This is a genomic window from Streptomyces sp. NPDC029014, from assembly GCF_055564695.1.
Genome location: NZ_JBVHVT010000009.1, coordinates 48,336 through 73,451 on the forward strand (window position 1 = coordinate 48,336; position 25,116 = coordinate 73,451).

Annotated in this window: 25 protein-coding genes and 3 pseudogenes; 14 read left to right on the forward strand and 14 right to left on the reverse strand. The window is 70.7% G+C overall.

What is annotated here, in order from left to right; translation table 11 throughout:
• Positions 1 to 976: 976 nt before the first annotated feature.
• Complete coding sequence (locus ACZ4VL_RS07020) at positions 977 to 1,276, forward strand: hypothetical protein (RefSeq protein ID WP_468196788.1); 300 nt, start codon at positions 977 to 979, stop codon at positions 1,274 to 1,276.
• A 161-nt stretch (positions 1,277 to 1,437) separates the two neighbouring features.
• Here the strand turns inward: ACZ4VL_RS07020 and ACZ4VL_RS07025 are convergent, their stop codons facing one another.
• From ACZ4VL_RS07025 to ACZ4VL_RS07055, 7 genes are all read right to left on the reverse strand, one after another.
• Positions 1,438 to 2,550, reverse strand: a complete 1,113-nt coding sequence (locus ACZ4VL_RS07025) for a transglycosylase family protein (RefSeq protein WP_468196790.1) — start codon at positions 2,548 to 2,550, stop codon at positions 1,438 to 1,440.
• A gap of 103 nt (positions 2,551 to 2,653) precedes the next feature.
• Positions 2,654 to 4,024, reverse strand: coding sequence for an NlpC/P60 family protein (locus ACZ4VL_RS07030; RefSeq protein WP_468196793.1), 1,371 nt, complete (start codon positions 4,022 to 4,024; stop codon positions 2,654 to 2,656).
• A gap of 165 nt (positions 4,025 to 4,189) precedes the next feature.
• Positions 4,190 to 4,468 (reverse strand): hypothetical protein, encoded by a 279-nt coding sequence (locus ACZ4VL_RS07035; RefSeq protein WP_468196795.1) that lies wholly within the window; start codon positions 4,466 to 4,468, stop codon positions 4,190 to 4,192.
• A 7-nt stretch (positions 4,469 to 4,475) separates the two neighbouring features.
• Positions 4,476 to 4,664, reverse strand: a complete 189-nt coding sequence (locus tag ACZ4VL_RS07040) for a hypothetical protein (RefSeq protein WP_468196797.1) — start codon at positions 4,662 to 4,664, stop codon at positions 4,476 to 4,478.
• Between the two features lie 173 nt (positions 4,665 to 4,837).
• Positions 4,838 to 6,040, reverse strand: a complete 1,203-nt coding sequence (locus ACZ4VL_RS07045; RefSeq protein WP_468196799.1) for an MAB_1171c family putative transporter — start codon at positions 6,038 to 6,040, stop codon at positions 4,838 to 4,840.
• The gene (locus ACZ4VL_RS07050; RefSeq protein ID WP_468196801.1) at positions 6,040 to 6,564 is read right to left on the reverse strand and encodes a hypothetical protein; all 525 of its coding nucleotides are present in this window, start codon (positions 6,562 to 6,564) and stop codon (positions 6,040 to 6,042) included. Before ACZ4VL_RS07050 ends, ACZ4VL_RS07045 begins: the two co-directional genes overlap by 1 nt.
• Positions 6,565 to 6,608: 44 nt before the next feature.
• A complete protein-coding gene (locus ACZ4VL_RS07055) occupies positions 6,609 to 7,148 on the reverse strand; it encodes a hypothetical protein (protein WP_468196803.1) in 540 nt (179 codons plus the stop codon).
• A gap of 203 nt (positions 7,149 to 7,351) precedes the next feature.
• On the opposite strand from ACZ4VL_RS07055, the gene ACZ4VL_RS07060 reads away from it, so the two are divergent.
• On the forward strand, positions 7,352 to 8,350 hold the full coding sequence (locus ACZ4VL_RS07060) for a helix-turn-helix transcriptional regulator (protein ID WP_468196804.1): 999 nt from the start codon (positions 7,352 to 7,354) through the stop codon (positions 8,348 to 8,350).
• A gap of 57 nt (positions 8,351 to 8,407) precedes the next feature.
• Positions 8,408 to 8,989 (forward strand): P-loop nucleotide/nucleoside kinase family protein, encoded by a 582-nt coding sequence (locus ACZ4VL_RS07065; protein WP_468196807.1) that lies wholly within the window; start codon positions 8,408 to 8,410, stop codon positions 8,987 to 8,989.
• Between the two features lie 725 nt (positions 8,990 to 9,714).
• On the opposite strand, the gene ACZ4VL_RS07070 is transcribed toward ACZ4VL_RS07065, so the two are convergent.
• Complete coding sequence (locus ACZ4VL_RS07070; RefSeq protein ID WP_468196809.1) at positions 9,715 to 10,686, reverse strand: helix-turn-helix transcriptional regulator; 972 nt, start codon at positions 10,684 to 10,686, stop codon at positions 9,715 to 9,717.
• 99 nt (positions 10,687 to 10,785) lie between these two features.
• Between ACZ4VL_RS07070 and ACZ4VL_RS07075 the strand changes: the two genes are divergently transcribed.
• A complete protein-coding gene (locus ACZ4VL_RS07075; RefSeq protein WP_468196811.1) occupies positions 10,786 to 11,421 on the forward strand; it encodes a TIGR03086 family metal-binding protein in 636 nt (211 codons plus the stop codon).
• Between the two features lie 50 nt (positions 11,422 to 11,471).
• On the opposite strand, the gene ACZ4VL_RS07080 is transcribed toward ACZ4VL_RS07075, so the two are convergent.
• Both ACZ4VL_RS07080 and ACZ4VL_RS07085 read right to left on the reverse strand, forming a co-directional pair.
• On the reverse strand, positions 11,472 to 12,176 hold the full coding sequence (locus ACZ4VL_RS07080; protein WP_468196814.1) for a hypothetical protein: 705 nt from the start codon (positions 12,174 to 12,176) through the stop codon (positions 11,472 to 11,474).
• 86 nt (positions 12,177 to 12,262) lie between these two features.
• Positions 12,263 to 12,706, reverse strand: coding sequence for a hypothetical protein (locus ACZ4VL_RS07085; RefSeq protein ID WP_468196816.1), 444 nt, complete (start codon positions 12,704 to 12,706; stop codon positions 12,263 to 12,265).
• A gap of 337 nt (positions 12,707 to 13,043) precedes the next feature.
• On the opposite strand from ACZ4VL_RS07085, the gene ACZ4VL_RS07090 reads away from it, so the two are divergent.
• The 3 genes from ACZ4VL_RS07090 to ACZ4VL_RS07100 all read left to right on the forward strand — a co-directional run bounded on the left by ACZ4VL_RS07090 (position 13,044) and on the right by ACZ4VL_RS07100 (position 15,143).
• Positions 13,044 to 14,093 carry a M4 family metallopeptidase gene (locus ACZ4VL_RS07090; RefSeq protein ID WP_468196818.1) on the forward strand — a complete coding sequence of 350 codons (1,050 nt, stop codon included), beginning with the start codon at positions 13,044 to 13,046 and terminating at the stop codon, positions 14,091 to 14,093.
• A 483-nt stretch (positions 14,094 to 14,576) separates the two neighbouring features.
• Complete coding sequence (locus ACZ4VL_RS07095; RefSeq protein WP_468196821.1) at positions 14,577 to 14,843, forward strand: hypothetical protein; 267 nt, start codon at positions 14,577 to 14,579, stop codon at positions 14,841 to 14,843.
• Positions 14,844 to 14,999: 156 nt separating this feature from the next.
• Complete coding sequence (locus ACZ4VL_RS07100; RefSeq protein ID WP_468196824.1) at positions 15,000 to 15,143, forward strand: hypothetical protein; 144 nt, start codon at positions 15,000 to 15,002, stop codon at positions 15,141 to 15,143.
• 213 nt (positions 15,144 to 15,356) lie between these two features.
• Here ACZ4VL_RS07100 and ACZ4VL_RS07105 read toward each other — a convergent pair whose 3' ends face one another.
• Entirely contained in the window at positions 15,357 to 15,704 is a 348-nt protein-coding gene (locus tag ACZ4VL_RS07105) for a calcium-binding protein (RefSeq protein ID WP_468196826.1), read from the reverse strand.
• Positions 15,705 to 17,010: 1,306 nt separating this feature from the next.
• Between ACZ4VL_RS07105 and ACZ4VL_RS07110 the strand changes: the two are divergent.
• Both ACZ4VL_RS07110 and ACZ4VL_RS07115 read left to right on the forward strand, forming a co-directional pair.
• Positions 17,011 to 17,419 (forward strand): annotated as a pseudogene (locus ACZ4VL_RS07110) (cation:proton antiporter domain-containing protein); the annotation flags it as partial.
• Positions 17,404 to 17,633 (forward strand): annotated as a pseudogene (locus ACZ4VL_RS07115) (IS5/IS1182 family transposase); the annotation flags it as partial. The pseudogenes ACZ4VL_RS07110 and ACZ4VL_RS07115, both read left to right, overlap by 16 nt.
• Positions 17,634 to 17,637: 4 nt before the next feature.
• Here the strand turns inward: ACZ4VL_RS07115 and ACZ4VL_RS07120 are convergent.
• Positions 17,638 to 18,282, reverse strand: coding sequence for an MBL fold metallo-hydrolase (locus ACZ4VL_RS07120; RefSeq protein WP_468196828.1), 645 nt, complete (start codon positions 18,280 to 18,282; stop codon positions 17,638 to 17,640).
• 205 nt (positions 18,283 to 18,487) lie between these two features.
• Here ACZ4VL_RS07120 and ACZ4VL_RS07125 point away from each other — a divergent pair, with 205 nt between their 5' ends.
• Entirely contained in the window at positions 18,488 to 18,913 is a 426-nt protein-coding gene (locus tag ACZ4VL_RS07125; RefSeq protein ID WP_468196829.1) for a MarR family winged helix-turn-helix transcriptional regulator, read from the forward strand.
• Between the two features lie 1,635 nt (positions 18,914 to 20,548).
• Positions 20,549 to 20,860, forward strand: coding sequence for an STAS domain-containing protein (locus tag ACZ4VL_RS07130; RefSeq protein ID WP_468196832.1), 312 nt, complete (start codon positions 20,549 to 20,551; stop codon positions 20,858 to 20,860).
• Between the two features lie 301 nt (positions 20,861 to 21,161).
• On the opposite strand, the gene ACZ4VL_RS07135 is transcribed toward ACZ4VL_RS07130, so the two are convergent.
• A complete protein-coding gene (locus ACZ4VL_RS07135) occupies positions 21,162 to 21,365 on the reverse strand; it encodes a cold-shock protein (RefSeq protein WP_468196834.1) in 204 nt (67 codons plus the stop codon).
• Positions 21,366 to 21,704: 339 nt separating this feature from the next.
• On the opposite strand from ACZ4VL_RS07135, the gene ACZ4VL_RS07140 reads away from it, so the two are divergent.
• Positions 21,705 to 22,106 carry a cofilin family protein gene (locus tag ACZ4VL_RS07140; protein ID WP_468196836.1) on the forward strand — a complete coding sequence of 134 codons (402 nt, stop codon included), beginning with the start codon at positions 21,705 to 21,707 and terminating at the stop codon, positions 22,104 to 22,106.
• A gap of 346 nt (positions 22,107 to 22,452) precedes the next feature.
• Here ACZ4VL_RS07140 and ACZ4VL_RS07145 read toward each other — a convergent pair.
• Positions 22,453 to 23,057, reverse strand: a pseudogene (locus ACZ4VL_RS07145) (type 1 glutamine amidotransferase domain-containing protein); the annotation flags it as partial.
• 499 nt (positions 23,058 to 23,556) lie between these two features.
• Here ACZ4VL_RS07145 and ACZ4VL_RS07150 point away from each other — a divergent pair.
• On the forward strand, positions 23,557 to 24,171 hold the full coding sequence (locus ACZ4VL_RS07150) for a DUF3995 domain-containing protein (RefSeq protein ID WP_468196838.1): 615 nt from the start codon (positions 23,557 to 23,559) through the stop codon (positions 24,169 to 24,171).
• A gap of 236 nt (positions 24,172 to 24,407) precedes the next feature.
• Entirely contained in the window at positions 24,408 to 24,854 is a 447-nt protein-coding gene (locus ACZ4VL_RS07155) for a DUF4279 domain-containing protein (RefSeq protein ID WP_468196841.1), read from the forward strand.
• Positions 24,855 to 25,116: the final 262 nt, after the last annotated feature.

A 25,116-nucleotide genomic window follows, 5' to 3' on the forward strand; every position in this document is an offset into this window, starting at 1 on the left:
CAGCTCGGGCACGTAGTTGTAGATCTCCGCCTGGTGACCAGCGGGCCCGCCCGCACATCCGCCACCCAGCCCGTCAGGGGTCGCAAGGATGGTAGCCGTGGCGAGCCAACCCGATTCCCGCCGCCCGCTGCCGCAACACCCGCGCGGATGCCGCACGGCGCAGCACCACCGCTTCCTGCCCCGAACCCGACAACCCGGCTGGCGGTCCCGCGACCGGCGCCGTGGCCCGGGGGGTCATGGCGCCCGCTCCGGCCGCGAGCGCCCGCGCGGCCTCGACGTCCAGCGTCGGGTCCCAAACGCGCGCCGGTGGACGCCGCATACGCGCGGACCACACCCTGTGCCTGGCGGAGATCACGGGGCCGGCTCGGGCCGTGTTCGGTGTCTAGGACGATCGACTCGGTGCCAGCCGGGATCATGCTCAACACGTAGTGCAGCGCCACCTCGAGATGGCCGCCGCCCCGGGCGGGGCACAGGGTCACCACCGCGCACGACCCCCGCACCGCAAGACGGACCGCCCATACGAGGCGGGCACGGGTTCACCGCCCGCACATCGGTGCGCGGCGTCCGCATCCGGAGCGTGGGTGCACACCGTGGTGGCGTCGGTGACCTGGAGCACGGGGCCAGCTGGCGGGGCAGGGGGTCGGCCAGTACGACCCGCTGGCGGGTATTGAGGAGGGCGTGCAGGAGCGCAGTGTCGGCGAACGTGACCCGGGGTGCAATCCATTGTCGGCGTCGAAACTCCCCGGGCAGGTGGATCAGCGCCGTGTGGTGCGGCTCGGGCACGCACACCACGGCCGCCCGCATCCGGGCGGGCGGCGGGAGCGAACGGGCACGAGAGTGCATGACGTCGCCCTCTCAGCGCTCTCCGCACCGCCCAAGCCCCCCACCGCCCCGGTCCCCGCACCCATCCCGGCCCGGGCCCCGGTGCCGCCCGGTCGTGAAGGCTCACTCGGCCTGCATCTCAGAGTGAGATCCGTTGGAGACCCGGCTGTGGAAGAACGCGACCGACCCGCGGCCGCTGCTGGAGCAGACCGCCCGCTCCGGCTCCACCACCACCCGAGCCCAGATGCACAAGCGTCAGCCGGCCCTGACCCGGCTCCACGCCTACGACCAGGGCGTGCTCCTGTGGCTGGTCAACGATGACGGCCGGAAGGGAGAGCCGCTCCCGTCCGCGCTCGTCACCGTCGGCGACCGCCAGATACGCCCCCGCTTCCCTGCCCTCGCCGAACAACTCGGTTGGACGAGAGCGGCCGGCACCCTCCCGCACACCGCCTGAAGCGACGAAGTCCTGAAGGCCCACCAGCACTGGCGACACCGGCACTGGCTGGGTAGGAACCCGGCTACGGCTCGCCGTATGAGCAGCGTAGCCGGACAGGGTGGACCCTGTCCGGCTACGCCTGACCTCTAGCTGGCGACAACGGCGCCGAGCATGGAAGCTCAGGACCAGGTGCCGCCGTTGCCGTAGGTGAAGACGGCGTCAGCGGCGCCGGCGTAGAGGTTGCTGAGGGCGAAGCTGGCGGTGCCCGGCCGGTAGACGCCGTAGGTGGTGCGGCCCTTGCTGCTCCAGTCGCCGACGACGGGCAGGTCGCCCTTGACGCCGTAGGTCGCGGTGGTGACACTGCCGTCGTCGTGACGTAGGGCGATGACGTTGTGATCACCCGCGTTCGTCCCCGGACGGAACACGCCCATCTGGGTGTGCCCCACACCGTCCCAGTCACCGACGATCGGAATGTCACCGGCCTGCCCCAGGGCCGCCGTCGTCACAGTGCCGTTGTCATGCCGGACGATGAACGTGCCCGTGCCGGGACGGTAGACCGCCATCTGTGCGTGACCATTGGCGTCCCACATGCCCGGCACCGGCACGTCACCAGCCTGCCCGAAGACGAGCGAGGTGACGCTGCCGTCATCGTGACGCACCACAAACGTGCTCGTACTCGGCCGGAACACACCCAGCTGGTCATGACCGACACCATCGAAGTCACCGGTCATCGGCAGATCCCCGGCCTGCCCCAAGCCCACCGACGTCGTCCCGCCGTTCGCATCCCGCAGCGCCCACGTTCCGTCCCGGAACACACCCACCGTTGACGCCGACCCCACACCCCATCGACCCGACACCGGCACATCACCGCCATACGTGGACGGCTTGGTGTCCGTCGGGAAGACCGGCGCGGGGCCGTTCTTGGTGAGGCCGGCCCTCGTCGAACAGACGGGCCAGGCGCTGGGGCCCTGCGAGGCCAGAACCTTCTCGGCCACCGTGATCTGCTGGTATTTGGTGGCGAGGTCGGCCTGCGGTGCGTAGGAGGTGCCGCCGAACGCCTTCCATGTGCTGGCGCTGAACTGCAGACCGCCGTAGTAGCCGTTACCCGTGTTTATGCTCCAGTTGCCGCCGCTCTCGCACATGGCGACCTTGTCCCAGGTGGTGACGGAGGCGGCGGAGGCGGCGCCTGCGGTCAGGAGCGGTGCCGCGGCGCCAGCTGTGCAGACGATGAGCAGGGCCGCCTTGGCGAAGCGGGTGGCGCACGCGAACGGAGCGGCGGATGTGGTGGACATGTAGCAGGTCTCACAATCGGTCTGTGTAGGTGGTGGGTGTGCCTGGTGGGGGGTGCGGGGGCGGGCCGGGGCCGCTCGGCCCACCCCCCGGTGGTGCGGGCGGTCAGGACCAGGTGCCGCCGTTGCCGTAGGTGAAGACGGCGTCAGCGGTGCCGGCGTACGCGTTGCTGAGCGCGAAGGTGCCGTTACCCGTCCGGTAGATGCCGTAGGTGGTGCGGCCCTTGTTGCTCCAGTCGCCGACTACAGGCAGGTCGCCCTTGACGCCGTAGGCGGCGAGGGACAAGCTGCCGTCGTCGTGGCGCAGGATGAAGGTGTTCTGATCGCCCGCGTTCGCCCCACGGCGGAAGACACCCATCTGGGTGTGGCCGACACCGTCCCAGTCACCGACGATCGGAATGTCACCGGCCTGCCCCAGGGCCGCCGTCGTCACAGTGCCGTCGTCGTGACGGACGATGAACGTACCTGTGCCGGGACGGAAGACCGCCATCTGGGCGTGACCGTTGTTGTCCCACGTGCCCGGCACCGGAACGTCACCGGCCTGCCCGAAGACGAGCGAAGTGACGCTGCCGTCATCGTGACGCACCACAAACGTGCTCGTGCTCGGCCGGAACACACCCAGTTGGTCATGACCGACACCATCGAAGTCACCGGTCATCGGCAGATCCCCGGCCTGCCCGAAGCCCACCGACGTCGTCCCGCCGTTCGCGTCGCGCAGCGCCCAGGTGCCGTCCCGGAACGCACCCACGGTCGTCGCCGAGCCGTTGCTCCAACGACCCGACACCGGCAGGTCACCGCTGTACGTCGACGGGGCCGTCGCGTCCTCGACGATGTTCTTGTAGCGGTACGGGATGTAGGAGCCGGAGTTGCTGAAGTACGCGTAGGGGATCACGCGGCGCACGGCGTTCGGCGGGGTCTGCTCGATGCCGATGTAAGACGTCTTGGAGGAGTCGGTCCAGCTTTCGAAGAGGACCACGTGCGAACCGCTCACCGGGTTGCCGGCGTTGTGGAAGAGCAGCATGTCTCCCTTGCGCAGCTCGCTCTTCGATATCCGGTTCGCATAGGTGTCGAGGTTCCCGGTCCAAGCATTGGCCCCAAGGTTCCAGGCCATGGACACGAGGCCGGAGCAGTCGGTGCGGTAGCCGCCGCGGTAACTGCTCTGGCTGTACGGGACCTTGGCGTCGACCCAGGTCTTGGCCCGGGCGATGACGTCGCTGCGGCTGATCGGACCGGCCTCCTCCGCAGCCGTCGCGGTTGCCGAGGCGGAGAACGAGTTCTTCCCACCCTCGGACTTGAGGGGGCCCGGCTGGCCCTGCGGACGGTCCGCGTCGACGGTGGCGCTGATCCTGGTGTTGCCGCCGATGGATCCGGTCTGAAGGCCGTGGGCGCCGGCGGGCGAGGCCGCGAGCAGGGCGGTGGCGAGCGAAAGGGCCACGAGAGTACCGGTGGCGCGGACCGTGTTGGACTTGGTGAACAACGGAATCTCCTTGAGCAAGGCTGTATGAACGGCTGGCCGAGGTTTCTCGGCGAAATGGGGGGTGCTCGACTGTCCGCAACCATGCCGGTCGCCTCGGCCTGGGAAGGCGGTGCTACTGGGAGCGGGCACTTGCGGCGGAACGCCACTTGGTGAGCGGTGCTGCGATCAGTGGTGGAACGCGACCGAGAAGCCGCGGGTGCCGGCGGCGCCGGCGGCGAGCGCGGCGGTCATGAGGCGTACTGCCTTGGCCTGCGCGATGTCTGCGTTGGCGGCGCGGATGAACAGGACGATCCCGATGCCGGTCCGAGTCGTACGGGTCCGGACGTGTTCCATGCCGCATTCGGGCGTGGCGTGGGCCCACAGGATGTCGATGAGGGAGTGGGCTTGGCTCTCGGTGGGCGCTTCCCCTCCTGCGGGCACCAGGGTGAGATGGACCGGCACCATGTCCGGGTCAGTCCCAGCCGATGCCGTTGTCGTGGGGGGCGCCGGCCGCGGCCACCGTGGCGTACACCGGGGTGGTGTCCCAGCCGATGCCGCCCGGGCTCGTTGCGGCGTACGCGTTCGACACGAGCGGCGCCGCCAAGCCGGAGAGCAGGGAGGCGAGGAATACGGTGGTGATCAGGCGGCCGGACTTGGACATGGCGGTTCCCCAGAAGGTGGCATCGGTGATAGTGACCGGGATCGGGCGCTCGGGCGTCGGTCCCCCTTCACGGCCGGGACTTGATGTCGCCCGCCGTTCCGGTGATCACTATCCTGCCGAGCCCGAGGAACCCCCGGAAGCCGCTTTGCCCGTCAGCATCCGGCCTGGCCGCATCAGGACGCCACGTCCGCCGAAGGGGCCTCGCCCAGCGCTGCGGCGCTCCCCCGGTCGCGTGACGACCGCCGGTATGCGGCCGACACTTCGAGCAGCCATGCGACCTCCTCGCTCGGGGATCTGGCCGCGCCCAGGAGGGGAGTGTGGTGGGAGGCGTGGGCCCCTCGGAGTGCCGCGGCCAGCCACTCCCCTTCCGCGATGGCGTCCGACCCGCCGGCCGCCGGCGGCAGCGCGTCGGGGTCGGCGATCGCTGCCTCGGGGCGGGTTGGGGCGCACCGGTCACGCAGGACGAGGACGGCGTCGCGGATCTCGAAGGCACGGTGTGCCACGTCGAGGGATCGGTCCCCGAGGGTGAACAGGTCGCGTACGCGGCCCGCGCGCGGGCCGAAGGCCACCGCGGGTACGGCGTGGAGCAGATCCGCCCACAGCGGGTGCAGCCGCCAGAGCGCGTACTGGTCGTGGACATAGCGGACCAGCGTCTGCAGGGGCGGCAGGACCAGCCCGAGGAGAAACATGACGAGCATGATGACTGGAAGGATCTCCGAGACGGGATCGATGACCCCTGCCTGCGGGTCGTGCGGGCGGCTCTGTTGTTGGGCGAGGAAGATGACCCGGTAGACGGTGTAGACGAAACCCACCGCGCAGCCGGCGGCCAGGCATACGACTCCCGCGCGCAGCAGGCCCGGGGGTACGGCACGCCGGTTGGACCAGAAAAGCTTCACCGAGAGCAGGGTGGCCGTTGCGAAGTAGGCGTAGACGATGCCTTCGTACAGGCGCACCGCCGGGTCGCCGAGGTGGTCGTCGGTCACGCTGGCCGCCGGAGCGGCGGGGTCGTGCTCGAAGAAGAAGACGAACAGCACCGTGAGGGCCAGTGCGGCCGTCGAGGCCAGGACAAGCCTCAGGCGGACGGTCGCCGACCTCCGTGGCCTGCGGCCGTGGACGCTGATCACGTACTCGAGCATGAAGTAGTGCGAGGCCAGGCTGGCGAGGTGCTTGACGAGCACCGACAGGTCGGGCGAGCCGGTGGTGTTCCTGATGAGGTGCTCCGCGGCGGGCGGTCTGGTCGTCAGCGCCACGGCGATCGCCGCAAGGACGCCCCAGAGGAACCGTGAGGGGCGCCCGCCACTGATGGCGGCGGGAGCGCGCCACATCACCAGCGTCCACAGCAAGGCGGGGAGGGTGAACTGGTAGACCGTGTACATCAGTCTCCTCGCCAGCGTCGCAGGCGGCGTACGGGGTGCGCGAGGCTGGAGGCCAACCGGCGCGAGGAAGGTGTGCCGACGCGGTCGGCTCCGGCAAGGTCGGCGAGGAGCACGGCGATCATCTCGGCCTCCTGCTCCTCGACGTCGTCGAAGTTACTGCGGGCTCTGCCGAGCGTGCGGGCGAGCAGTTCCGGGGTGAGCTCGTTGAGGGCCCCGGCCAGGCGGGCGAGTTCGACGTTGGGGGTGTGGCCGCACAGGACGTGACCGAGTTCGTGCAGTTTGATCAGGTCCTGGTGGGCCGGGCTGGTCCGCTGCTCGTAGAGGACAACGTCCAGGCTGGGCAGGCTGATCCATGCCCCGCACGGCGAATCGAGACCGAGCGGGGGCAGCGGCTCCATCACGATGGGGCGTCCGCGATGCCGGGCCAACGCGTCGCGGAACGAGTCGACGGTGAATGGATCGGGCAGTTCGAAAGCGGCCAGGATGTTCTCACAGCGTCTGCGCAGACCCCGGGGTACAGGCATGCTGGAGTGGATCCTTCGGGTCAGCGGCCAGTAACCCGCCCACTTTACTGACCGGCGTCCCCGGTGATCGCACCGGGCGGCCGGCCTTCGGCCTCCGCCTCGAGCGCGCTCAGCCTCTCGGCGAGTGCGACCAGCATGCCGAGGCTGTTGTCGGACAGGCCCGAGGCGCGCTGTGCTAGACCGATGACCCCGGTGTTCCCCGTGGCCGCGCGGAGCTCCGCCAGCTTGTCCAGGGCCAGCAGTTGTTCGTCCACGACAGCCGCCTTGGCGTCGTCCAGGAAGTACGTCGCCCCGGAACGGATACCGAACGCGAGGCCCAGCCAGTCCAGTGTCTCGACCGTCGGGTTCGGGGGCTGCCCCTTCTGCGTGCTGGCCTGGTGCAGATTGCGGATGGTGTCCCTGGAGATGACGCTGCGTCCTGCGATCCGATTCACCCGATCGGCGAGCTCCCGGTACACCGGCGGCTTGCCTCCGGCCCTGGCGGCCTCCCGGGCGATCAGTGCCTCGAGCCTCCCGGAGATCTTGCGGGCGCGGTCGGGCAGCGAAGACGGGTGTGAGCGGTCACCCGATTCTTCTGCGTTCATCCCGGGCAGCTCCGAATCCTTCTGCGAGCAGCGTGCCCCCGCACGCGCGGCAGCGATTTTACTCGTCGAATCGCCGAGGGTTCAACCTGACGGCAATTCATGCGGCCCGAGACAGCATGCGCGAGCAAGCAGGTTGATCGATGACGAGCCGAACCCTAGAATCGATACGATTTTAATCGCTTTGCGAGTCGGGGGGCTGGCAGATGTTGGACACGCTCGGGCTGGACAGCACATCGGAAGCCGTGTATCGAGCCATGCTCGCCCATCCCGAAGGCAGCGTGCAGGACCTCTGCACGCAACTGGCCCTCACCGAGACCACCGTGCGCGAGGCCCTGGACAGGCTCGCCGACCTCAAACTCCTGCGTGCCTCACGCGACGTGCTCGGTGTCATGCGGCCGGTCAGTCCCGAGCTCGGTCTCGAGCTGATCCTGCGCCGCCAGGAGGAAGAGCTCGTACGCCGCCGCCAAGAGCTCGAACTGGGCAAGGCGGCCGCAGCACGCGCCATCGCCGAATACGCCGACCTGCGACCGACCGCACCGACCCTCCCAGCGACGACGACACAGCGCCTGGAGGGCCTGGACGCCATCCAGGCCACGCTGGAGGTACTCGCCCGGGAGGTCGCCGGCGAGTGCCTCTCGGTGATGCCGGGCGGAGCCCAGTCCCAGGCCAGCCTCGACGCGTCCCGACCGCTGGACGAAGCGGCCCTGGAGCGAGGCGTAGCCGTACTGACGCTCTACCAGGACAGCGTGCGCCACGACCCCGCGACCCTCACCTACGCACGATGGCTGACCGAACGCGGCGGCATGGTGCGCACCTGCCCGACGCTGCCACCGCGCATGCTCGTCTTCGACCGCCGGGTCGCAGTGACACCGATCGATCCGGCCGACACCAAGCGCGGTGCGCTGTGCATTCACGAGGCGGGAATCGTCGCCTCACTCGTCGCGCTGTTCGAGCAGATCTGGCACTCCGCCATTCCGCTCGGTGCCGATCGAACCAAGGACCAGCGGAGCGGACTGACCGCCGCTGAACAGGAACTGCTACGGCTCCTCGCCTCCGGCCTCACCGATGAGGTCGCGGGCCGCAAGCTCGGCATCTCCGCCCGGAGCGTACGTCGGCAGATGTCAAGCCTCATGGAACGCCTCGAGGCGTCCAGCCGGTTCGAGGCCGGCCTGAAAGCAGCACAGCGCGGCTGGCTCCAGTAGCCGCGCTGCCACAGTGCCGGCGGCCCGTGCCCGAGCCCTCTCATGGCTCCGCGCGGGGTGCTCGATCTGCGCGGAGCTGCCGGGCGGGATGTACGGCTCTCGTACCCGTTCGACGCGGCGGTCGTGGTCTGCGGGCTTCCCGGCAGTGGGAAGAGCACCCTGCTGCGCGCCTGGTCCGGTTCCGCCTGTGTGGTCGATCCCCGCGTCACACGCTCGTCGTTCGAGGCGTGGATGCCGGCATGGCTTCCCTATGCGCTCTACCGGCCAGCGGCACGGCTGAAACACATGAGCTGGTTGCGTGACGAGCTGCGCTGCGGCGGTCCCCTGCTGATCCACGACTGCGGAAGCAGGAGCTGGATGCGCTGGTGGCTGGCCCGCACCGCACGCGGGGCCGGACGTCCCCTGCACCTGGTGGTTTTGGACGTCGGTCCTGGAGAGGTGTTGTCGGGTCAGCGTGCTCGTCGGCGGATTGCGTCGCGACGGGTGTTCGCCCTTCACCAACGGGGGCTGGCGAGGCTCTTGGGGCAGCTCGATCGTGGTGATCTGGCCAGGGTCCCCGGGACCAGCTCCGTGGTGGTGTTCGACCGTGGGCAGCGGGACCGCATCACGACGGTGAAGTTCGGGCTCCCTCCGGGTTGAGCGGGTACGGTCGCGAGCCGACCCCGATCAGGGGCCGGCGTCCGGCCGCGGTTGCTGTCGGGGGCAGGTCAGGCGCCTCGCCGACGGGGTCTTCGACGGCATCCTCACCTCGTGACCGCCTCGATCGGTGGCAGCGAGCACGCCCCCGCGGTGCGCGGGGAGCGCGCGGACGCTGCGACGGTGTCCTCGAACGTCGCCCGCCTGTGGGTCGAGCCCGACGTGCCGTCCAGGCGCTGGCCCTGCATGAGCAGCAGCAGGTGGTCGGCCGTGGAGCGTGGGCATCGCGCCCGTGCGTGGAAGCGCGCAGCGACCGGGCGGCCGGGGCGGCTCGGTGGGGCAGGACCGTAGGGAACGGGGTGCCCAAGGAGACCACCAACCGGCGCACCCGCACGGAGTGCCAACCGGCCTGCTGGGGCTTCTGGCCAGCAAGGGCGAGATCCGGGTCAGGCGAGGCGGTCGTACAGTGCGCGCCCGTGGGGGTTGTCGGGGTGGGCCAGGAGGGAGGACCACTCGGGTGCGATGGCGGTCACCAGCTGGTGGTGGAGGCGGGGTGCCGACGCCGTGGCCTTGCGAGGCGGGGGTGACGGCGCGTTTGCACAGGCACCTTCCCGTGTGTCACGGAAGTTGGGCAGGGGGCCGCTCGGTCCGGAATCGGTGGACGAACTCGGCACGGCTCCCCCGAGATCTCGGCGTCAACGACCCGCCGGTCAGCGTCAGGCCATCGGCTACGGGACGTGGTGTGCGTGTGGTTCCTCCCCCGCGTACATCCCCGTGAGTTCGGCGGCGATCCGGGCCAGCCACTGCCGTACCTCCGGCGGCTCCAGTACCTCCAGCCCCGCTCCCAGCCCGGCCAGATGTCCTGCCAGGGCCTTGGCGGCCGGGCCGTCGACCCATACCTCGGTCCAGCCGTCGGGCAGCGGGCCGCCGACGCGCACGCGGCCGCCCAGGAACCGTTGCAGCAGGGCCAGCGTGTCGGGGTGGACGCGGGCCCGGGCGGTCACCGCGTGCATGCCGTCCTGGAAGGCTCCGGACAGCGTCCGCCACGCCGTGGCGAGGTCGAAGTCGGGCGGCCGGGTCACCGGTTCGCCGGTCGGCTCGACGGAGGTGACCCGGCTGAGCCGGAAGGTGCGCAGGCCCTTGTCCGTACCGGCGACCAGGTAGTCCACGCCCGCCTTGGCCACGAGCCCGAGGGGGTCGACGGTGCGTTCGCCGGCTGGTTTACCGACGGCCGCGTACCCGAGGCGGACGCGGATCCCGTCCACGACGGCGCCCTGGAGCGCGGAGCGGTGGGCGGCATCGGCGGTGACGGCGTTGCGGGACCAGTCCGTGGCGTCGACGACCCCTGCGCGAGTCGCGGCTTCGGCCTGCGCCCGCATGGTCGGCGGCAGGGCCCGGACCAGCTTGCGCAGCGTGGTACGCAGTTCAGGGGTGGCTGACAGGGGGCCGGTGGCGAGGAAGAGCGCCCGGGTCTCGTCGGCAGTCAGTCCGGTGAGGTTGGTACGGGCCCCGCCGACGAGGGACCAGCCGCCGCCGCGGCCGCGCTGCGAGTAGACGGGGATGCCGGCCGCGGCCAGGGCCTCCAGGTCTCGGCGCGCGGTGCGCTCGGACACCTCCAGTTCGGCGGCCACTTCGGGGACGGTGACGCGGCCGCGTTCTTGGAGGAAGAGCAGGGTCGCCACCAGCCGGTCGGCTCTCATGTGCCCCTTTTCCTCCTTCGTGGGTGCCGCGTCGTCGTCTTTACATTCTCTTCGGAAAACTGGCCAGAAGGTGGCCACTTTTGTTTGCAGGATGAACCCATGAACAAGACCGAGCAGCTCATCGAGACCCCGTCCGACTCCACCGGTGCCGTCGCCGCCCCCTCCTCGTTCGATCCCCGGACCGATCTCGCCGCGGCCGTCGAGCTGGCGGGCCGTACGCTGGCCGCCGTCCGGCCCGAGCAGTACGACGCCCCGACCCCCTGTGAGGAGTTCGACGTACGGCGGCTGTCGAGCCACCTCGTCGCCGTCGTCCGCCGGATCTCGGTGATCGGGCGCGGCGAGGACCCGTTCAGCGTGCCGTCCTTCGCCGACGAGGTCGCCAACGGCGCATGGGCGGCGGCCTGGGTGCCGGGCGCCCGCGAGGTCGCGGAGGTGTGGGCGGATCCGGGCATCCTCGGCCGGCAGCTGCGCCTGCCGATGGGTGTCCTGCCGGGCGCGGCCGCCGCGGCCGTCTACACCCACGAACTCACGGTGCACACCTGGGACCTGGCCAGGGCGACCGGACAGGCCCCGGACTGGGACCCAGCTCTCATCGAGCGTGTGATCGGCGTCGTACGTGGCGCGCTGCCGGCCGAAACCCGCGGCGGACTGATCCCCTTCGGGGAAGTGGTGGCCGTGGGCCCCGATGCCCCGGCCATCGACCGGCTCGTGGCGTGGGCCGGACGCCGGCCCTGAGGGCCCCGGCACGGGACAGCCTCCCAGGTCTGCGGAGGGAGCCGCCGGGGTCAGGATGCGGCGGACGCGTAGTGGTCGGCGTACGCCTGGAGGCGGGGGGCGAGCGGGCTCTCGGCACCTGCCGAGTGCATCTGCATCCACAGCTCGTTCTCCACGACGAAGCGGTACGCGAACTCCTCGAACGTGTCGGCGCACCGCATCAGCGAGGAGGCCACCGCGGCTTTGACCTCCTCGGTCGGCTCCCCCTGCGCCCACCAGCCGGCGGACTCCAGTTCGAGGTGCGAGAGGACCACGAACGCCTCGCCGGAGGGGCGCAGGTAGAGGTACCAGACGACGCAGTCCTGCTGGTCGCGCAGGAAGCGTACGAGGCGGGCGCCCTCCTCGACCGGGCTGCGCAGAGGGCCGGAGAGATGGCTCCAGCAGGCCGTCACCGAGACCTCGTCGAAGGCGTGGCAGAGGTGCTCGCTGCCGTAGAAGGCGGCGAAGCCCTCGGGGAGCGCCAGTCCGGCTCCGGCCAGTTCCCGCTCCAGGGACGCGAGATGCTCCGTGTGCTCGGATCGCGGCCCGCCCGCCCCGCCCAGCCAGTCGTACCCGTCGTCGAGGTGCGCGGCCTCCAGCGGCGGCAGGCTCTCCAGGGGGTACACCTCGTAGGTGGATGCGCACGGTCGCAGGCTCCCCAGGTCCGTGGCGCACCAGCCGGTGGGGAAGGGGACGGCCGCGGCGTCGGCTGCGGGCCCGGAAACGGAAACGGACATGGAGAACCCCTCAGAAGGTGGCCGGTTCAGCGGTACGTCCCCATCCTCGCGCCCGCCACTGACAGCGGCCGGCTTCGTCGATCCGGTCAGCTCGGGCGGCTCGCCCCCGTGTGCGTTTCGACGAAGCGACGCAGCTCCTCGCGCGGATCGGGTCCCAGCCCGTCGCGCCAGATCCGGTTGGTCGCCACCCCTGCGGGAATTCCGGCGAGCAGCATGTCGCGCATGGCCGAGGTGGCGGCCCGCTTCGCCTCCGTGACGCGATGGCGGCTCTCCTCGCTTCCGTCGTCCGCGGCCAGCGCCTCGGTCAGCTGCCGCTGCCAGGCACCCAGCTTGCCCCAGGCGTACATCTCCCCCTGTCCAGAGCCCATGTGCTGAAGACCGACGAGCGTCCATCCCTGACTCTCCGTCAAGCGTGTGCTCGCCGAAACCCATCCGGTGGCCAACTCGGCTGCCTTCCATGCGAGTTCGGCGTCCGCATCGGCATTGACGGGGTGGGCTGCGTCGGTGTTCTCGTCTCTGGTTTCGTTCATGAGCCGACCATACCACCAATTTCGTCACATCGACGATAAGGGGGAGTCCCTTCGACCCGCCGATCGCTCCCGCCGTCGCCTGCCCGCGCGCGGCCACGGCCGTGAAGGCCTCCGTCATGCCCGAGTCACGCTTGCCGCCCGTTCCGTCGTCCGCCGGCTCAGGTGAGGGCGGCGATTACCTCCCGAGCCGCCCGTTCGCCCGCGGTGGCCCATCACCCCGGCAGCCGGACCGGCAGGTGGGGTGGTTTGGACCCTGTCAGGGTCTGTTCAAGCCGGGGCCGGGTGGGCGAGGATCACACCCGCCCCACCCACGCCTTCCCACCACAGGAGGATGTCCATGACCCGCCGCACACCCCGCGGCATGCTCGCCGCGGCCACCGCCACCGTGGCGCTCTTCTCGCTCGCCGGCCCGGCCACCGCACAGTCCTCGGCCCCGACGGCCGGCGCCACCGCGCCGCAGGGCCGGATCTTCATGGTCAACCCCGTCCAGGCCACGGGCGACCAGGCACTGACCGACGGCAAGGACGCCGATTCCGCCGTCCCCGCCACCGCGTACGCTCTGGCCGCGCTGCGCAACCTGGACGCCGGCGACGGGCTCCACGGCCGCTGGGCCTCCGTGCGCTCGGACACCGGCGCGTCGGCCAAGGTCGGCGAGGCCGCCGGGTACACCCGGCACGACGACCGGTTTGAGCAGGTCATGGCCTACTTCTGGGTCAACGAGGCGCAGGAGTACCTCCAGTCCCTGGGCTTCGGCAGCGAGCTGCCGGGCGCCAACGACCGGGTGCAGCCCGTGCGCATCAACCAGTGGGGCGCAGACAACTCCTTCTTCACCGACAAGAAGGACGAGATCCGCTTCGGCAAGGGCGGGGTCGACGACGCCGAGGACGCCGAGGTGATCGTCCACGAGTACGGCCACTCGGTGCACGAGGCCCAAGTGCCCGGGTTCGGCGCCTCACCCGAGGCCGGCGCGATCGGCGAGGCCTTCGGCGACTACCTGGCCGTCGCGGTCGGCGAGCACGCCGGCGCCCGGTACGGATGGACCCGCCGGACCGACCTGGGCTGCGTCGCCGACTGGGACTCGACCGGCTACAGCGCCGCCCCGCACTGCCTGCGCCGGATCGACGGCACCAAGGTCTACGCGGACCGCGTCGGCGAGGTCCACGCGGACGGCGAGATCTGGTCCCGGGCCCTGTTCGACATCCGTGGCGCGCTCGGGGCCCGCACCGCCGACCGGATCATCGTGAACGCGCAGTTCGGCTTCGCCCCCGGCACCGGTTTCGCGGACGCGGCCCGGACGACGGTCGCGACCGCGGAGCGGATGTACGGCGCCGCGGCCGCGCGGCAGGTCCGTGCGGCCTTCGCGGCCCGCGAGATCCCCGGCGTCTGAGGGCTCGGTCCGGCGCCGTCTTCTCGACGACGGCGGACCCCGCTGCCTCGCCGAGCCGGATCCGTCCCTTCGGGCCGGGGACTGCGCGTCCCTGGCTAGCCTTGCTCAGAGTCCTTTGTGGGAGGGGTAGTCGAAGCAGTGAGCCACGCTCGTGACGAGGAGACGGCGCAAGTCGAGCAAGAGCCCTCGCGGTCAGGCAGCCCGGGGAGCGGTCCACCCGGATGGGCCTGGTGGGTCATCGGCATCGTGATACCGGTCCTGGGCATCGCAGCCACGGCATGGACCACCTCCGCCAAGACGCCGGGCTCCTCCCCTCCACCGGCCGAGAGCCCGCGCACCACCCCACCGCAATCCCCGGCACTCGGCCAGGCACCGGACCAGGCGCCCACGGTGTCCTCTTCTTCCACGGGCGCCGTGCCGGCGGTCTTCCTGGGTGTGTGGGAGGGATCCATCAGTGACGACACTGGGGAACACCGTCGGCGCATGACCATCCGGCAGGGGAAGGTCGGTGACGAGATGGTCACCACTCGCACCACCAGCACCGCGACCGGCAGCGCGATCCAGTGCAGAGGAACGGGCACCCTCGTGGCCGCCGACTCCAGCACGATCGAACTCGACACGGTGGTCACCGAGAGCATCCCCAGCGGCAGGTGCAAGAGCATAGGCGAGCAGACGCTCACCCTGCTGGACGACGACCGGGTGCGCTACCAGACCGGACTGGCAACCGGGATCCTCACCCGCCAGCGCTGACTGGGTGTCCACGGTCCATGCGCGGCGGGGGCCGTCGCCCGGCGATGCGGGCCGTCATGGGGCGACGGCCCGTGCTCGCGTGCCGGTCAGTGGCCGATCCCCGTGCCGGCAGAACAGACGCAGAGGTGGCGGTCATCGGCACGATGACCACCACGGGTGCGCGTCATCGGCGTGGTGCTGCGAGCGGGCACAACCGTCGTCGCCGAAGCTGCCTTCCAGGACCGGCTCTGGCGCTCCGGCCTGGAGCCTCAACGCATCACCGATCGCACCCACCACGACAGCGGGCGGGGTATCGGCTGAATCATGCGAGGCCTCCGTGTTCGGGCGTTGGTCCCTGCACGATCGCTCCTCCCCCAACGCCTCCACGACGTTCACGTCGGCCGTGTCCCGGCAGGTGGCCGGGTGACTCAGTGCCGTGTCCCGCCGGGTGCTGCGCCGCTGGGGCCGCGTCGGCACGCCCTTCGCCGCGATCGATGCCACCGCGTCCTCTGGGTTCTCGCGGCGTCTGGTGGGTCAGGGGTTGCACTGTGTGGCGCCGGGGCCGGTGGCGGGGCGGTAGCAGGCGTCGGCGCCGGGGCCGCCGTTGTTCGAGTTGGTGCCGGTGCCACCGTCCAGGGCGTCGTTGCCGTTCTCGCCGAAGAGGTTGTCGCTGCCGTCGGCGCCTTGCAGGAAGTCGCTGCCGTCGCCCCCGCACAGCAGGTCATCGCCGCCGCGGCCGTCGATGAGGTCGCTGCCGGCCTGCCCGAAGATCGCGTCCCGCCCCGCGGTGCCGGCCAGGATGTTGTTCTGGTCGTTGCCGGTGATGACGTTGAAGCCCTGGGCCTGCAGGACGGCGGGGCTGGTGGCACAGGTCGCGGGCACGACAGGCACGGTGAAGGTGATGGTGACGCTCGCGGTGGCCACGGTGGCGGGAGCTGCGGTCCGTGTGACGCCTGCCGGCACCACGAACGACGCCCCCGCTCCACCCCCTGCAGCAGCGTCGGGGGAACTCGCGCCGCCGCCACCACCGTAGTAGCCACCGCCCCCGCCACCGCCGGTAAGGCCCACAGCAGTACCCTCGCCGCCGACCCCGAGAGCTCCCGCTCCAGCGCTGCCGGGCGACCCGCCGTCCCCGCCTCCGGTGCCACCGGTGTTCCCGCCACCGCCACCACCGCCCGCGCCTGAGAAGACGGCCGCGCCTCCGCCGCCACCCCCGCCGCCGCCGGCGACATTCGCAGCAGCGGCTCCACCCAAGCCGCCCCCACCCGGGCCCGGGCCTGCCGGCGTGGTGGCACCGGCTCCTCCGTCGCCGCCGCCGATGCCGAAGCCACCGCCCGCGGCCCCAGGGACACCACTTGGAGCCGGGCCGAAACTGGCGCCGCCAAGACCGCCGGGGCCCGCTCCCGTTCCTCCGCCTCCGCCTCCGGCGGTGCCCGTCGACCCGCCTCCTCCACCGCCCGCGGCGACGACGAGACGCGTGTCGCTCGTACTCAGTGGCGTGCTGTTGGGAGCGGTGCGCACGTCGCTCGCACCTCCGCCGCCGCCACCCGCGGAAGCCCCGCGGACTCCGCCCGCGCCGCCTCCGTTGAAGCCGCCCGTGCCCGTGCCGGTGCCGGTGCCGCCGACTTCGACGTACAGGGTGCTGCCCGCTGCAACGGGAACACCGGTCGCCGTGACCTGCGCCCCATTGCCGCCGGCTCCGCTGCCCGGCCTGTTGCCGGCCGCTCCCGCAGCGCCGACCGCGGTCACGTCGACCGTGCCCACACCGTTGGGAAGGAGCAGGCTGTGCTCTCCGGTCTCGGTGTAGGTGCACGTGGTGGTCATGCCGGTGGTGATGCATTCGCCCTGCGCGTGAGCCGTGCCGGAGACGGCGACAGGGCCAATGCCGGCCGAGCAGACCACACAGATGGCGGCTGTCAGGATGCGACCCCGCCGGCCCGCCCTACGCAGACGGCCGCCGGGAACGGACCGGCCAGCTTGACCTCTGGTCAGCAAAGAGAACGTCACTATGCGCTCCTTGAAGAGGAACGCGCCGCCGAAGCCGACGCCGCGGCCCATCCCTTCCGCGCCCCTCACCCGTCCAACCAGGGCCCACCCCGACGGCTTCGCCCACTCGGCCTCGGCCGGGCAGGCAGATCCGCTACGTCGGCGACCGCAGGAATCCGGGCGCTCGTCTATGGCCAGCACGGCGCTGATCACCCACTACCTGGCGGCCCTGGACTGGACGGCGTCCTTCCTCGTGGGCGCGGTCCTCGCGCCCACGGACCCCGTCTTCGCCTCCGCGATCGTGGCCGCAAGGAAGTGCCGGCCAGGCTGCGGCACCTGCTGAACGTCGAGAGCGGCATCAACGACGGTCTCGCCCTGCCGGTGGTTCTGCTTCTCATCGCCGCTGCCGGACCGACCTGCTGCTGCTGTTCGGGTACCTGTCGCTGGGCGGGTACGTGGCGGTCATCCTGGCGATCGTGCTGATCCGCCCTGCCTCCCTCCTGGTGTCGCTGATCGGCACAGGCTTCGAGCGCCAGGCAGAAGCTGGTGGCGGCTGGTTCGGCCCCACGGGCTTCGCCTCCGTCGTCCACGGACTGCTCGTCCTCCAGGCTGCGGCCGGGTCGGACGTGCCCGCAGCCGGCCGGACACACTCCTGGCCGACCGCGGCCACGACAAGTACCGCCGCCTGGTCTGGGCGACCGGCGTCAAACCTGCGATCGCCCGCCGCGGCATCCCGCAGGGCTTCGGCTTCGGCGTCCACCGGTGGGTTGTGGAAGCCATCGCCTGGCCCACGGCTGGCGCCGGCTCCGCATCCGTTGGGAACGAGGTGTTACAGCTGGACGGTGGTGCCGGGCTCGAGGCGGTCGATCGGGGTGCCGGTCAGGCCCTTCTCGCCGAGGAGATTGGCGGTGGAGTGCTGGCCGAGATCGCTGAGCATGAGTTCGTGGATCTGGAAGACGCGCTCGGGCTTGACGGTGCGGACGTAGTCGGCGGCTTCGCCGAGCTTTGTCCATGGGCCGCTGGTCGGCAGCAGGAGGGTCCGTACGGGAGCGTCGGGCGCGAAGTAGGCGTCGCCGGGGTGGTAGACGGCTCCGTCGTCGAGGAGGTAGCCGACGTTGTCGGGGCACGGGATGTCGGCGTGGATCAGCGCGTGGCGGTGGCCGTGGACGGTGGCGGTGATCGAACCGACGCTGAAGGTGTCGCCCGCGGCGACGGCGTGGACGCGGCCATCGCGGCTGCCGAGGGTGGCTGCGACCGTGGCTGTGCCGTAGACCTGCAGCCCGGGCTGGGCTTCGAGAGCGGCGGCGACGAGCTTTTCGTCGAAGTGGTCGAAGTGTTCGTGGGTGATCAGGACGGCGTGAGCCCGGGTGACGGCCTCTGCCGCGTCCGGGGTGAAGATGCCGGGGTCGACGACCAGGCGGGTTCCGTCCTTCTCGAGCGTGACGCAGGCATGCGCATGCTTGGTGAGCTTCACTGCGGGTCCTTTCCGAACCGTCGACCGAATATCTACAACCAGACTGTACAGAATGGTTGTAGATATCGAGCCGTGATGACCGCGACTCGACTCGGCCGCGCCCACCCCTCGACACGACGAGGGCCGGTGGGTGCCCCCGTAGCGCCACAGCAAACAGTGGAGTCAAGTTGTACAGTTTGGTTGATCGTGTGGGTAGGCTGGCGTCATGGACGAGAGCGAGCTGGCTGAGGAACTTCGCCTGACCATCGGACGGCTCGTACGCACCGTGCGCGCCGCCGACAAGATGCCGCCCGGCGAGGCCGCCGTCCTGGGCTACCTGGACCGCAGTGGCCCGCTGACCACCGCCGAAATCGCACAACAGCGGGGAGTCAGTCACCAGTCGGCTGCCAAGGCGGTCAAAGAACTCCTGGCTCAGGGCCTTGTGCGTGCCGAGGCGCACCCCAGCGACGGGCGCAAGCTGTTGCTTCACATCACGCCGACGGGAAGTGGCCGTCTGGCCGAGGAGCGCCGAAGGCGTGCGGACTGGCTCGGCGCCGCGATCCACGATGTCCTCAGTTCCGATGAACGAAAGACGCTTGAGGCGGCGCTGCCTCTGCTGTCACGCCTGACCACACACCTGAATGGCAAGTAGCCCGGGGACTGTTGTTCGGGTCATCGAGCGCTGTGCATGGTGGAGTTGCAGGTCACGAGTCTCATGTGCGTGATGTCCCGGGATGCCCATGCTGGTCGCGCGCGGATGACTTCGGCGAAGATCGCCGGTCGCCGGGAGACTTCGTGCTTGCCGCGTCTTTGTGCATTCGACGGCGGGACGGTGTGGGGTCGTGGGACTGGCGGGCCGATCCGACGTTCGCCTTGTGCCGGGCTCTGGGAGACGGGGCGGATCTCGCCTCGTTCGCGGGAGGCCCGTTCGAGAGCCGGGCCGTGGCGGCGGCCATCGAGCCCCGCACCTTCGACGGAGCCGTCCTCGACGACCTTCCCTCGGGGAACTTCCCTCACGGGGGAAGGGCCTGGGAGGCCGTTCCCCTGCCGCGCACTCACTGGAGGCGGGTGCGCACGTGACCCGATGGGTGTGCTGCTTGGCATGTGCGCCGACGAAAGCCGGGCCACTGCCGCTCCCGCCGTACCGTTCCTGATGCGGATCGCCACCGATCCCCTTCACACCGCGCCGACGCCTCGGCGGTCCGCCGCCCGGCCCGCGCCCGTCACTTCGGTGCCGCCCGCCGCGACGAACTCCTCCTCCGCCGCTCCGGCCCCGAGCACGAGGTCCTCGACGACTACGACGACGATGGCGCGGAGGTGACCGGCTACCCGGCGGGCTGGTCGGTGACCGCCCCGCCCCGGCCGGCACCCAGCAAGGGCCGAGGCCCGGCCCGACCGCGCACGGCCACCCCCGCCGAGGCCCGCCGTCCGCGAAGCCCATGTCCCGGAAGGCGAGGCGCGGCCACGATGAAACTGCTGCCGATGTCGTCCCTGTCGTGACCGGACGAGGAGAGAAGAGACCCAGGGAGTGGGCCGGGGGCGCGAGCGGCGCAGCTGCTGTCTCCGGCGCCGAGTCGATCACTGCCGGCCCGGCTCCGGGGTGTGATCCGCCGGCCACAGGCCGAACATGTCCAGCTGCAGCGCCAGGGACGCGCCGTCTGCGGCTCGGGAGGCCACTGCGGACCTGGCCGCGGCCCGGTCCGCCGTTCCCGAGCGGGCCAGCAACGCTGATTCGTCACAAGCGAAAGGATCTTCATCCCACCGATGCCACCACGGCCGGCCACCCCGCGCAGTCCCGCCCACGCCGGGCGGACGCGCACCGCCACGCCGCTGGCAGGACCGTGCCCGGGCTGTCACCGCATGAGGGGACCCGCACAGCGCCCCTTCGGCGGAGGCGTGGGCCGGGTCGCGTCTCCAACGCTTCGCTCGGCGTGCAGGGCTTGGAGGAGTTGAGGGGGACGCTCCGAGAGTGCGGCCGTGCGCCCCGCGTGCCCGCCTGTTCCCTCCACCGAGGCGCTGAGCGCACCGTTACGCATGCCCGTTGTCCCCTCCATGCCGCGGAGGCGTGGTGGCGTTCCCGGCCGGGGCGTGCGAGGCTCAAGGGTGAACCAGCCTGGTCTGGTGGGAGACCCCGCGCTGCCGGGTGGTCACCGAAATGTGGCCGGTGGACGGTACGGGTGGTCTCGCTCGGCTGCGCGCGACCTGTGTGAGCCCGCGCGTATGACGGTCTTCTTCCCGTGAGCGGAAGCGACCGTGATGGGCTTGACCCCCGAGGGCAGGACTGATCATGCGGACAGCCTTTGACATCAGCGTTGCCAGTCACGCCGAGTTCACGGTGATCGTGGTGGCCGGTGAACTCGACATCAGCACCAGCCCCCACATCACCGAGGTCGCCGGCCCCGTCCTCCTGAACGGCCGCACCCTCAGCCTGGACCTTTCCGGAGTCCCGTTCATGGACTCCAGCGGCCTGAACGTGCTGCTGTCCCTGCGCCAGAGAGCCCAGCAGGAAAACGGGAACCTGGAACTGCGGGGACTGAACAGCCAAGCCCTGCGCCTGCTCGACATCACCGGTGCACGCAGCCTGTTCCAACTCAGCTGACACCCCAAGCCGCTGGTCCTCACCGCCCCGAGCGACACATCCCCCGTTCGCCTCCACCCCCCTGGAGGCCACCACGAGCACGGCGCCAGGGAGCCGTCCCCGGCCAGGCCGCACGGGGCAGGCGGGAATTCACTCACAGTGGGCCGTCTTGTTGAGCCCGAGGCCAACGCGCCACCCATGACCACCCGGGTGGCCGTGCCTGTGCTGAGCCGTCCGTCGTCGACGGGTGTGCACGTCGCGGACAGTGGCGGCGTCGTCCCGCGGGCCGCAGAAGGAGGGTTCGTCGCAGGTGGCCCTGTGGTCAGGGGCGGGTGATGTTCTCGGCCTGGAGGCCGCGCGAGGAGTGGGTGACGTCAAAGGTGACCTGCTCGCCCTCGCGCAACTCCCGGTAGCCGGCACCGTCGATCCCGGAGTAGTGCGCGAACACGTCCGGGCCCCCGTCGTCCTGGGCGATGAACCCGAAGCCCTTCTCCGCGCTGAACCACTTCACCGTGCCACTGGCCATACGCACTCCACCCGCTTCCGTCCGCGCCGCCGCCCAGGCGCGGGCAGCAGCACCAGACCTACCCCACAGCGCGTGCCGTCCGCGGACCGCCACACCGACAACAGACGAGGACGCAGTTCGATTCGTTCCCGCAGCCCTCACCCTCTCCGCCAACTCCACACCGCACCCGCGCGCACCGGCCACGACCCACAGCCCGCACCAGCAGCCCCGCGGCACTCCGCTGGCGGGGCCGAAGCAGGACCGCAGAACACGGGGCGCCCCAGGCCGACGCAGGCGCACCGTCAGCGGGGGCTGCATCGTTGAACCACGGGTACCGGTCACGACCGAGATGAGGCCACTGTGAGCAGCCCGATCGGCTTTTCGGAAGGCAGTCTTGACGCGTTTCAGCACATCCAGGACAGACGGGATATCAACACGGTGATCCTCCGCTACGCGGCCTCCTCCCATGTCCTGGTGCCGGAGGTGGAGGGGAATCTGACCCACGAGGAGCTGTTGGGGGCTCTGCCCGCGAACGAACCGCGCCTGGTGGTGTACGAACTGTCCTTCGCGTCCCCGGACGGCACGCGCAAGAACGAAAAGACGCTCATCTTCTGGGACCCGCCCGGCGCCACCGGACGAAAGCAGCCCTACGCGGACGGGTACGCCGCCCTGCTGCAGCGTCTCGACACTGCCCACGTACACCTCAAGGCCACGCAGACAGCACAGCTGGAGCATGCACGGCTCGTCACCCTCGCAGGCTGAGCGTCCGCCCCCACCGAACCCAGCGGGGACAACCCCCCGGGCCCCCCGGTCGCCTGGTCATCGTCCGAACGCCGCACACCGAGAGGTACCGCTGCCCAGTCCTGGCCGAGCGGCACATGCCGGTCGAGCACAGCCGGCACGTCCCGGCGACGGGCCGACACGGCCGCCTGCTCCCGCCGGGCGTCGGGGACCTTGACGTCGCCGCCGAGGTGGACCGGAAGCAGACGTCACCGTTCAGCGCGTTGATCCGGGACGGTTGGCGAGGCTCGAACCGTTCAGCGTCCTCGAAGGCGAGTGGCGACGCGGCCCGGACCGCCCGCGAGCGGCCGGGCAGCCCATTACGGGCTCAGGCCAGCTTCGTGAGGAGCTCCTGCGCGAGCGGGGCCGAGGAGGCAGGGTTCTGGCCGGTGACCAGGTTGCCGTCGACCACGACGTGGGGCGCCCACGGCTCGTCCTCCTGGAAGTCCGCTCCGAGCTCCACCAGCCGGTCCTGTAGCGCCACTTGGCGCGGTCAGCCAGGCCCGCCTGGGTCTCCTCGGCGTTGGTGAAACCGGTCAGCCGGCGCCCGGTGACCGGCGAGCTGCCGTCGGCGTTCCGCGCGGCCAGCAGTGCGGCCGGGGCATGGCAGACCACGCCGAGCGGCTTGCCGGAGGCGAGTGCCGCGGCCAGCAGCCGGCCCGAGACGGCGTCGAGTGCCAGGTCCTCCATGGGGCCGTGCCCGCCGGGGTAGAAGACCGCGTCGTAGTCACCGAGGTCGGTCTCCTCTCACTTCACCGGCTGCTGAAGCGGGGCGATCGAGCCCAGGGCGGCGGCCATCCGGTCCGCGCCCTCCTGGCCGCCGTTGCACTCCGGGGCGAGGCTGGCCCGATCCACGGTCGGTACGACGCCGCCCGGGGTGGCCACGACGACCTCGTGGCCCGCGCTGGTGAACACCTCGTACGGGGCCACGGAGCCCGTTCGAGGACAGCTATCTGATCTGCTGCCTCCGCGGCCCGGAGGGCATCATCATCAGGCTGGCCGAGTAACTGCGCTGAGAGTGAGGACCCGAGCCGTCCAGCCGAACGGGGTCACCGAGGTTCCGAACCGCCCGATCAGGCCGTCCTGCGGCGCCGTACGCCCCCCTTCTCCGGGCACCTGACCAACTCTGCTCACCGGCACTGCGCACGACCAGGTCCGATCGGGCCGGTCGGCCGACCGGCGGTATCCAGGTGGCCACGTCACGGACCCCCGGGTCAGGGTGGCGCGGATGGAATCCGGGTCGAACGATGACGGCACTCGAGGCGCCCACGCTATGAAGTCGTGGTGAGTGAGGCGTTCCAGTCGGCTGCGGGCGGCGTCAGGGGCCGACGGGTCGTCGGTGGACGCGATCACAAGTGTCTCCCCCGCACGGGGGAGCGTGATCGTTCGCGCGGACGACGTCCTGTCGTCGAGGTTGGGCGACGGTGGAGCTGTGACGATCAAGCATTCTTCGGACGATGCAGTGCGTCCGGTCCTGTGCCGGACGCCCCGCCCCCGTCCGGGCAAGTGGCCCGGGTTCGCTGTTGCGGCATGGGGGTTCCTGTTCGCGGTACCCAGTTTCGTCTGGGCAACGGGAGGCACCCTCGGTGTGCAGGCGGCGGTGGCTCCGTCACTGGTGAAGCTCGCTCATGACCGGGTGACGTGGTTCCTGGCCGTCTTGTGGGTGACCGGTCTTCTGAAGCTCTTCGGGGCAGTGATCGGCATCGGCCTGACGCGCCGGCGCGGCAAGTGGGCCGGTCGATTGACGGTGTTCTGTGGTGGGGGCGCAGCAGTGCTGCTCGTCTGGCACGGATCACTGTTCGTGGTCCACGGAGTGCTGGTCGAGGCCGGGGTGCGCGCTGTGGCGCCTGGTCTGGTGGGGTTGACCCTCTGGTACCTCTATCTGTGGGGGCCGTGGTTCATGGCCGGTGGCCTGGCCTTCGCCGCCGCCACCACGCACTATGTCCGCCGACACGATGGCCGGCGTGAGGTGAGGCTCTACGGCTCCGCGGGGGCGCTGGGCGCGTTGCTCCTGTCTCTGGCCTCGGTAGTCACCGGGATCGGTTGACGGCTGACGGCCTTCGCCCAGCTACCGGTCGCGGGCGAAATGATAGATCATGGCTGGAGTGGTCACGCCGTCGGAACCGTCCTGGACAGCCCCGCTCACCAGGCCGAGCCGGCGCGCCCTCAGGAAGCCCCCGAACCCGAACCGATGGTGTCGGCCCCGCTGGCCTCCATCCCCGAGGAAATGTCATCGCGTCCCGTAGACCGTCCTGCAACCGTAAGGATGTGCGAGAAGACCTGATGACAGAGGCGGCAGCGCCGGGCACGAAGTGGTCGGCCGGATCGATTCGGATCACAAGCCGGAGGGTCGGCGCCGGCGAGATCTCGGGCCGCCTGGGGCTCACGGCGGACCAGCAGTTCGAGCGGGACAGCCTGATGACTCCTTGTAATCCGAGCAGTGCTCGACGGGAGACCAGCGTCTGGATCAAGCGAAGCGGGCTCCCTGATGACAGCGATCTCACGGACCATGTGCGAGCGCTGGTCGAGCTCGTTGACGGGAGACGAGAGGAACTGGCGAGCCTGTCCGTCGACTGCGACCTGGAGCTGCTTCTCGGCTTCAGCAGCGAGAACGGTCAGGGGAGCTGCGTCCTGCCCGCCCAGCTGCTCGCTGATGTCGGTGCGACCGGACTGGACATCGTGCTCGACCTCTACCCGCCCGAACCAGCGGTGGTCGCCGTTTCGCCGTGAAAACCGGAAGCCAGTCTCGGGTGTTCGAGCGAATGTGAGCCCCGTCCCGGCGAGGCGGCCGTCGACGAACTCCGGGCCGTACCGGATCCCCTTGAGCCTGCGTTCCACGGCTCGGGGCATCCGGCCGCGAGGGCGGCTGCGGCACGGTTACCGATGTCGCGGTCGACCGTGGCCAGATGCCCTGCTGCGAGTTGAGGTCAGGGCATACATGGCAACTGGAACACGGTGGGCCAGTCGACGTCGCGGTGCTCGCCGATCGCGT